The following is a 6,350-nucleotide window of genomic DNA, read 5'->3' on the forward strand; positions in this document are numbered from 1 at the left end:
ACATAGGACGATCGCGCATCCGCGATGCCTGCATGGGTTTGCGACATGTCGCCGTTCAATCGAACGCCAATGGACGCCGCCGCGCCGCCCATGTCGACAAGCGTGTCGGCCGACACAATGGTTTCATCCGCCGCGCTGAAGACGCCGTAGGCATTGGCCTGGGTAAACCCAAAGATGCGGCCGGCACCAATCCTGGCGCCGCGCGAGATCTGTTGCCCGGCCGGGGTTTCGATATAGATCCCCTGATGCGTCGCCTGGATGTCGAACGACAGCAGGCGAAGATCTTCGATATGATGGCCGGTGCCGGCGCGAATGCCTTGCTGCACGCCTTCCGTCACCAGGCTGCGCACCTCGATATCCTTGGCCCCTCGCAGCACCAGGCCATAAAGGCCATCCCTGGACTTGGCACTGATGCGAAGGCGTTTGTACTTCAACACCGATCCGGCGGGCGCAGCGCTGCGGGTGAACGCGACGGCCGCGCCAAGTTGAACGCCGCCAAGCTGCGTCCAGTCGATATCCACCTCGATATCGCTCACCGGCCAGTCGTCGTCACTCTCTGCATCAAAACCGTTCAAATAGGCGCTCACGCGAGCGCGGCGGACAAACACGTGACTTGTGCCGGAAACCTCGTCGTTGATGGTGACGATGTTGCGCGCCGTATCGCCCCTGGCGTCGTCGATGTAGACCCAGCTGGAATCGGCAATGCGGTAGTGGTCGCCTTGCGTACCGGTGAGCGTGCCATGCTCGATCGTGACGCCGGAGATGCCGCTGATGTTGAAGACGCCAAAGCCGTTCGCAGCCGCGACATGATTCCAGGCGCCGTTAACCTTCGGCGCGATGATACGGTTGTCGCCCTTCAGGTTGAAAAGGTGCATGGCGTCCTCGGTACGCTGCAAAAGCGCCCTGTCATCAAACTCGACCGTCAACCCCTGCGGAATGTCGATATTGCCGGCCAGCGAGAATGTGCCAGCCGGGATGATCAGCCTGCCCTGCCCGGCGGCAGCAATGGCGTTGACGATCGCGGTCCTGTTGTTGCCGGCTGCCGTGTCGGCGCCCGCCGCGCGAATGTTGATCTCCTTCGACCTCGGTGCGTTGATGATGTCGAAGCCGGCTTTCGCTCCACCTTGCAGCGTGATCGCCAGACCGCCCCCGCCAGCCAAAATGGTGCCATTCTTCCTGTAGAGGGCTTGGCCGTCGCCGACCTGCGAATAGCCGGCAGTCCTGATATAATCCGGCGCAACCGCCGGCGAATAGGCTTCCGCCGTCGCCTTGGTCGCAAATTGCGGATCGAGCACGGTCGTCATGGCGCCCGTCGCCACATCCGCCGCCGCCTGGGCCTGGTCGATGATGCCTTGCGCGGCTGCCTGGATATCGCCGACGGTGTCGTCGGACTGGTAAAACGACAGCACAATGTCATCGGTGCCGATCACAGGGTTCAGCGTCTGGAAGGCAAAGCTGCACTCACCCCGTCAACCGTTTTTTGAGAAAAAATTCCTAGACCGGTCGGAACTCCCACTCGGAGCGACGCTGGCAAGCGCGTAAAACCCTGCTTTTGCCGGCGGCTGGTCATAAGCCGGCAGGTGTGAAATCATTCGTCGAAGCTCATGGAATGATTCCCGTCGCACGGCCTTGTGGGAGAGGACGATGGACAGACCAGCCATGGCATCCGTGTTCAGGATGCGGCATGCACAAGCCACGGTTTCCGGCGTGCGCAGCACCGGCCAGGGTCAGGCCGATCCAGTCATCCGCGTGCGTTCGCTGGGCGAAGCCATCCGTTTCGTCGCCAACGCTTACCCCCAATACGACATCAGCGCCGTCGCCATCAGCTGTGGGGATGTTTCGATCGGCAGCCTCGGCAACCTGGAGGTCAAGGCGCTGTGGCGCGAATATGGCGAACGGCTGACGCAGGAATAGGCATTCGCCCGCAGCCTTTCTGGAGCGGAAATGCCGCTCGCGCGTTTCAACCCCAGCCACGGGAGCAATCGCCATGAATGTCGCCAACCTGCAACTCGAAGGCCTGTTGATGGCCGTCGCCTCGATCAACCGCCTCCTGGTTCAAAAGGGGGTGCTGACGGCGGAGGAGATCGACCTGGCCTTGCGCAAGACCGAGGCCGGCGAAACCAACCAGGAGCGATCCGAAGGCATGTCCGCGTCCAGCCGCGACGCCGTCAACTTTCCGATCCGGCTGCTGGAACTCGCCAACCAGTGCCAGCCGGAGGCGGAGATGCCGTCTTTTTCGAAGCTGGCCCGCATGGTCGGCAAGATAAAGGAACCCTACAACGACCAGCTGTGAGCGGCCGGCGTGCGTCCGCGGTGGCCCGCTGCCCTCGCCTCAAGCCCTGCCCGGCCATCCCGAATTGAGCGAAAGCACCTTGCCCGGTCCATGTACGGCCGCAAACAGCAGTCCGGCCAGGAACGAAAAATGGTCGACGAAGAAGCCGAACTCGGCCTGGTTGCCTGCCCAGTGGCTGGGTCCGTGAAAGGCGAAGCCGAGGAACAGCACATAGGCGGCGGCGACCAGGGCTGCCTGCGAGAAGAAGGCGCCGGTCAGGAAGCACAGCACCAGCGCGACTTCCAGGATCGCCGCGCACCAGGCCAGGAACAGCGGAAACGGAAAGCCGGCGGCGGCGATATAGCCGGCGGTGGCGTCCATGCCCATGAACTTGAAGGTCACGGCCATCAGGAAGACGCCGGCGAAGATCAGCCGGGCGACGACAAGGGCCGCGGTCTGCCACGGTGATTGAGTGATTTGCGACGACATGCTCGTTCTCCAGCTTTGCAGGTTGATCGCTCCTAGGACGCGCGACCGGCGCCAGGTCCGACACATCAGGCCAATTTTTCTCGACAGGATCGCAGAGGGCTTTCGAAGCGTCACACCGTACAGCAAGAGAGATTTTCGGTTTGCCGGCTGACGGCATATTATTGCTCGCTCCAAGGGGGAATCGGACATGGCCAAGGCATTGACCATCGGCGCACCGCGGCATCCGGCGACGAGCACCGTCTACGAACAGGAATGCAGGGATATGCTGGTTCCGCATCTTGACGCCCTGCTCCGCAAGGTCGAGGCCGCCGGCTGGGACCGCGGGCAGGCCGCCTCGGCGCTCATGTATCTCGCCGCGATGCGGCTGAAGCCGGCCTGACGACGGCCCGAACGGCTTTCCGGCGCCGCCGCGATTGAAACTTGTTGGTAATCACGGAAGTGCTATCGTTAGTCGGGGCTAATGCATCGGCGTGCCGACGCAGCGATTTTGGGTGGGCTGAAATTTGCGTACAAGCGTCAGGTTTGGGGCGACATCTCATGGCGAGCGGTCGGCGCCGCTGGAGTGCAGCGGCTGCGGTGGCGCTGGCCAGGTCTTCGAATGCCCGCGCTGGACGAGTTCCAACGGCCATTGCTGCCCCGCCGGCACGCACCGGCGCGGCTGCCCCGGCCTCAGCGCGGCATGCTCCGAATGTGACGGCGACCACGCTGCCGCCGCCGATACCATGCGGCCCTCGGCCTGATACAGGCCTATCGCAGCCCAGGCCGTGTCGTCTGGTGGAACCGGCGGCGCCAATCTGTGTTATGTCGTGTTGATCGCGGGCGCCGAAGACTGCGCGTCCCCGACAACAGAAAGCGAGGCCTGAGATGGCTGACGACAAGTCGAAGACGAAACAGGACCGCAAGCAGGTCTCGAGTGAAGAGCCCTACGAGGTTGCCGCCTTTGCCCGCAAATACGGCATCCCGCCAAGCGAGGCACAGACCATCATCAAGCGCTACGGCCCCTCGCGCAAGAAGCTCGACGCCCATATGGCGGCCCGCGGCTAGCCGAAACCATTTCGCCTGGGCGGCGTTGAAGATGCTGCGGGCCGCGTCAACCGGGCCTGGTGGTACGGTGAACAGGATGTCTTTTTCCCGGTTTCTCATCCTGGCCAACGAAACGGCAGACGAGCATCTGTCCCACCCGGCCGGCAGCGCCACGCATTGAGGGAGGTCGCCATGTCCGACACCATACGCAGGACCGGCAGCTGCCTGTGCGGCGGCGTGCAGTTCGAGGTTCACGGCCCGCCATTGCGCGTTGGCCTGTGCCACTGCAAGGATTGCCGCAAGGCCGGCGGTTCGGTCTATTCGGCCTTTGCCATCTGGCCGCGCGAGGCCTTCGAGACCACCGGCCTCGTCAGCTCCTATGGCACGCGGAGCTTTTGCCCGACATGCGGCGGCCGCGTCGCCTGGGTCGACGACAATGAGGCCGAGGTGGCGATCGGCAGCCTCGACATCGCGCCGACCGATCTCGTGCCCGAATATGAATTGTGGACCTCCAGGCGCGAGACCTGGCTGCACGCTCTGCCCGGCACCGAACAGTTCGAGCATGACCGCCCAGCGCAGCACAGCGCCGAAGCGCCGACGCCGAGATCGCTGTCGGACATCGACGCCGAGATTTGATCTCCTGGGAAGGGAACCCTGTCCTGCCGCCGACGTTACCGATCGCCTCTCACGCATGTCGCCAGCGACACTTGCGGCAATCATGGAGACGACCGTTGAACGACAAGATGTTTCCCCGCCCCATCAGGCTGAAATTCGCGCCTGAGCGCGAGCGCATCATCCGCAGCGCCTGGGAAGGGCTGGAATGCCTCGGCGACTGGCCGTCTGGCCAGGGACGGCGCTACCGGGCGGCGTTGCGCAGTTGCCGCGATGCGCTGGATGGCTGGACGCCGGCGGAAAAAGCGATGCGGGCGATGATCGACGCCGCGCGCGAAGCAAAACTCCTCCAGTAGTTGGAAAACAGGACATGTCCGAGCTCATTTTGCCCACACCGATGCGGATCAAGCCGCATGGGTCGGACACGATCCGCGACGTCGCCACGCTCAAGGATGCCAGCGAAATCCTGATCGACTGGCCGCAGGCCAAACGCGGCCCGTTCTACCAGGCGGCGCGCGAGAAGGTCGAAGCCGCATTGGAAACCGGGACAGGCGCCGCCGAGGCGCAGGAAGCGTTCGCAGCGCTCTGCAGCCATGCCGGCGTGCTGGTGCGGTAGGTGTCAAAGGAAGCAGACGGGGCGTCGTGCCTCGCCTGCTTTGTCATTTCGTTGGAAGCTCGCCCTGGACAATCGGCTGAGAGGTTTCGAAGCCAAAACTCTTCGGCGCCAGAAGAATCAAGGCAATCACGATGGCTATCGAGGCAAGCAACGTGGCCGTGGTCGCAATATCTCTCACGATAATCTCTCCGAATTCCAAGTCGTGAGAGAAACGCTCCTGAGATAACGAGGTTCCATTAGCTTGCGCGATAATACCAGCCAGCGGCGTTTATTGCTTCGGCGGCTGGGGCGGCACTTCACCCGGCTTGATCACCGGCGTCTTGCCTTCCTCGGGGGCCGGCGCCGCCATGCCCTGGTCGCCCGTCGGGGGCGGTTTCAGCACGCCGCCGCAATCGTTGAGCTTCGCGGTCAAATTGCCGTCATCGGCCTGCTGTCCAGGCTGCTGTTTTGCCCCTTGCTCGGTCTGAGCCCTGCATTTGTCGGCCTGTGCCTGGCTGTCGTTCTGCTGCTGGGCCGCGGCCGGCACTGCCAGCGCCAGCATGAGGCCGATTGGCATGATGGCGAGAATTCTCATCACTGCCTCCTTCTTTCTTGCACGGTCGCCCGCGGCGACCTTCCCTTCACAGGGACAACGTCTGTCGACGAAAAAGGTTGGCCGCCTCGCCGGGCGGCATTGCAACCAAACCCGTTTGCCGCCGTTGCGCGTGCCGGAGGCGATCATGTTCGAGGGTTTCCAAGGCGCGGAAATCGACACCGGCGATGCCAACATATTCTGCCTGCGCGCCGGCGGCGGGCCACCGCTGCTGTTGCTGCACGGCTTTCCGCAAACGCATCTGATGTGGCGCGACATCGCCCCCGCTCTGGCCAGCCGGTTCAGCGTCGTCTGCGCCGACCTGCGCGGCTATGGCCGCAGTTCGTGTCCGGCATCCACTCCCGACCACGCCCCCTATGCCAAGCGCACCATGGCCGCCGATATGATGAGGCTGATGGAGAAGCTGGGTTTCAGCAGCTTCATGGTCGCCGGCCATGATCGCGGAGGGCGTGTCGCCTACCGCATGGCGCTCGATCATCGGGGCAGCATCGACAGGCTCGCCGTTCTCGACATCGTGCCGACCGCCGATGCCTGGGACCGGGCCGACGCCAGGCTGGCGCTGGGTTATTGGCCATGGTCGCTGCTGGCGCAGCCCGAGCCGTTGCCGGAAAAGATCCTGTCCAGCGCCGCCGAGGCGATCGTCGACAATGCGCTCAACGGCTGGGGCTCGTCGTCATCGGCGTTTCCAGCCGAAGTGCGTCAGGCCTATGTCGAGGCCTTGCGCGCGCCTGCCCACGCCCATGCCA

At 63.7% G+C, this 6,350-nt stretch carries 12 protein-coding genes; 8 read left to right on the forward strand and 4 right to left on the reverse strand.

Annotated elements, in window-relative coordinates:
• Window positions 1–1,430: hypothetical protein (locus EN984_RS37755; RefSeq protein WP_164765517.1), on the reverse strand; the 1,430-nt coding region annotated here is incomplete at its 3' end.
• Window positions 1,431–1,644: 214 nt separating this feature from the next.
• Between EN984_RS37755 and EN984_RS18490 the strand changes: the two genes are divergently transcribed.
• Both EN984_RS18490 and EN984_RS18495 read left to right on the forward strand, forming a co-directional pair.
• Window positions 1,645–1,914, forward strand: coding sequence for a hypothetical protein (locus EN984_RS18490; RefSeq protein ID WP_127270778.1), 270 nt, complete (start codon window positions 1,645–1,647; stop codon window positions 1,912–1,914).
• A gap of 73 nt (window positions 1,915–1,987) precedes the next feature.
• Entirely contained in the window at window positions 1,988–2,293 is a 306-nt protein-coding gene (locus tag EN984_RS18495; RefSeq protein WP_023813813.1) for a hypothetical protein, read from the forward strand.
• Between the two features lie 39 nt (window positions 2,294–2,332).
• Here EN984_RS18495 and EN984_RS18500 read toward each other — a convergent pair whose 3' ends face one another.
• Complete coding sequence (locus EN984_RS18500) at window positions 2,333–2,761, reverse strand: DoxX family protein (RefSeq protein WP_127270776.1); 429 nt, start codon at window positions 2,759–2,761, stop codon at window positions 2,333–2,335.
• A 187-nt stretch (window positions 2,762–2,948) separates the two neighbouring features.
• On the opposite strand from EN984_RS18500, the gene EN984_RS18505 reads away from it, so the two are divergent.
• The 5 genes from EN984_RS18505 (at window position 2,949) to EN984_RS18525 (ending at window position 5,012) form a co-directional block, all read left to right on the forward strand.
• Window positions 2,949–3,140, forward strand: coding sequence for a hypothetical protein (locus EN984_RS18505; RefSeq protein WP_127270775.1), 192 nt, complete (start codon window positions 2,949–2,951; stop codon window positions 3,138–3,140).
• 485 nt (window positions 3,141–3,625) lie between these two features.
• Window positions 3,626–3,805 carry a DUF3606 domain-containing protein gene (locus tag EN984_RS18510; RefSeq protein ID WP_023813816.1) on the forward strand — a complete coding sequence of 60 codons (180 nt, stop codon included), beginning with the start codon at window positions 3,626–3,628 and terminating at the stop codon, window positions 3,803–3,805.
• A gap of 171 nt (window positions 3,806–3,976) precedes the next feature.
• Window positions 3,977–4,420 (forward strand): GFA family protein, encoded by a 444-nt coding sequence (locus tag EN984_RS18515; RefSeq protein WP_127270773.1) that lies wholly within the window; start codon window positions 3,977–3,979, stop codon window positions 4,418–4,420.
• 95 nt (window positions 4,421–4,515) lie between these two features.
• Window positions 4,516–4,752 carry a DUF982 domain-containing protein gene (locus EN984_RS18520; RefSeq protein WP_127270771.1) on the forward strand — a complete coding sequence of 79 codons (237 nt, stop codon included), beginning with the start codon at window positions 4,516–4,518 and terminating at the stop codon, window positions 4,750–4,752.
• A gap of 14 nt (window positions 4,753–4,766) precedes the next feature.
• Window positions 4,767–5,012, forward strand: coding sequence for a DUF982 domain-containing protein (locus tag EN984_RS18525; RefSeq protein WP_127271133.1), 246 nt, complete (start codon window positions 4,767–4,769; stop codon window positions 5,010–5,012).
• Between the two features lie 43 nt (window positions 5,013–5,055).
• Here the strand turns inward: EN984_RS18525 and EN984_RS39370 are convergent, their stop codons facing one another.
• Complete coding sequence (locus EN984_RS39370) at window positions 5,056–5,190, reverse strand: hypothetical protein (RefSeq protein ID WP_255337188.1); 135 nt, start codon at window positions 5,188–5,190, stop codon at window positions 5,056–5,058.
• A 90-nt stretch (window positions 5,191–5,280) separates the two neighbouring features.
• Window positions 5,281–5,586 carry a hypothetical protein gene (locus EN984_RS18530; RefSeq protein ID WP_127271135.1) on the reverse strand — a complete coding sequence of 102 codons (306 nt, stop codon included), beginning with the start codon at window positions 5,584–5,586 and terminating at the stop codon, window positions 5,281–5,283.
• Between the two features lie 145 nt (window positions 5,587–5,731).
• Between EN984_RS18530 and EN984_RS18535 the strand changes: the two genes are divergently transcribed.
• The coding region (locus EN984_RS18535) for an alpha/beta hydrolase (protein WP_206517443.1) at window positions 5,732–6,350 on the forward strand (619 nt) is incomplete at its 3' end.

Origin of the sequence: Mesorhizobium sp. M7A.F.Ca.CA.004.12.1.1, from assembly GCF_003997835.1 — a bacterium.
In the GTDB taxonomy this organism is placed as follows: Bacteria; Pseudomonadota; Alphaproteobacteria; order Rhizobiales; family Rhizobiaceae; genus Mesorhizobium.

Coding starts and splice junctions, on each gene's coding strand:
- EN984_RS18530 (WP_127271135.1), bottom strand. CDS start 5,586: ATGAGAATTCTCGCCATCATGCCAATCGGCCTCATGCTGGCGCTGGCA.
- EN984_RS18500 (WP_127270776.1), bottom strand. CDS start 2,761: ATGTCGTCGCAAATCACTCAATCACCGTGGCAGACCGCGGCCCTTGTC.
- EN984_RS18495 (WP_023813813.1), top strand. CDS start 1,988: ATGAATGTCGCCAACCTGCAACTCGAAGGCCTGTTGATGGCCGTCGCC.
- EN984_RS18525 (WP_127271133.1), top strand. CDS start 4,767: ATGTCCGAGCTCATTTTGCCCACACCGATGCGGATCAAGCCGCATGGG.
- EN984_RS18490 (WP_127270778.1), top strand. CDS start 1,645: ATGGACAGACCAGCCATGGCATCCGTGTTCAGGATGCGGCATGCACAA.
- EN984_RS18510 (WP_023813816.1), top strand. CDS start 3,626: ATGGCTGACGACAAGTCGAAGACGAAACAGGACCGCAAGCAGGTCTCG.
- EN984_RS18505 (WP_127270775.1), top strand. CDS start 2,949: ATGGCCAAGGCATTGACCATCGGCGCACCGCGGCATCCGGCGACGAGC.
- EN984_RS18515 (WP_127270773.1), top strand. CDS start 3,977: ATGTCCGACACCATACGCAGGACCGGCAGCTGCCTGTGCGGCGGCGTG.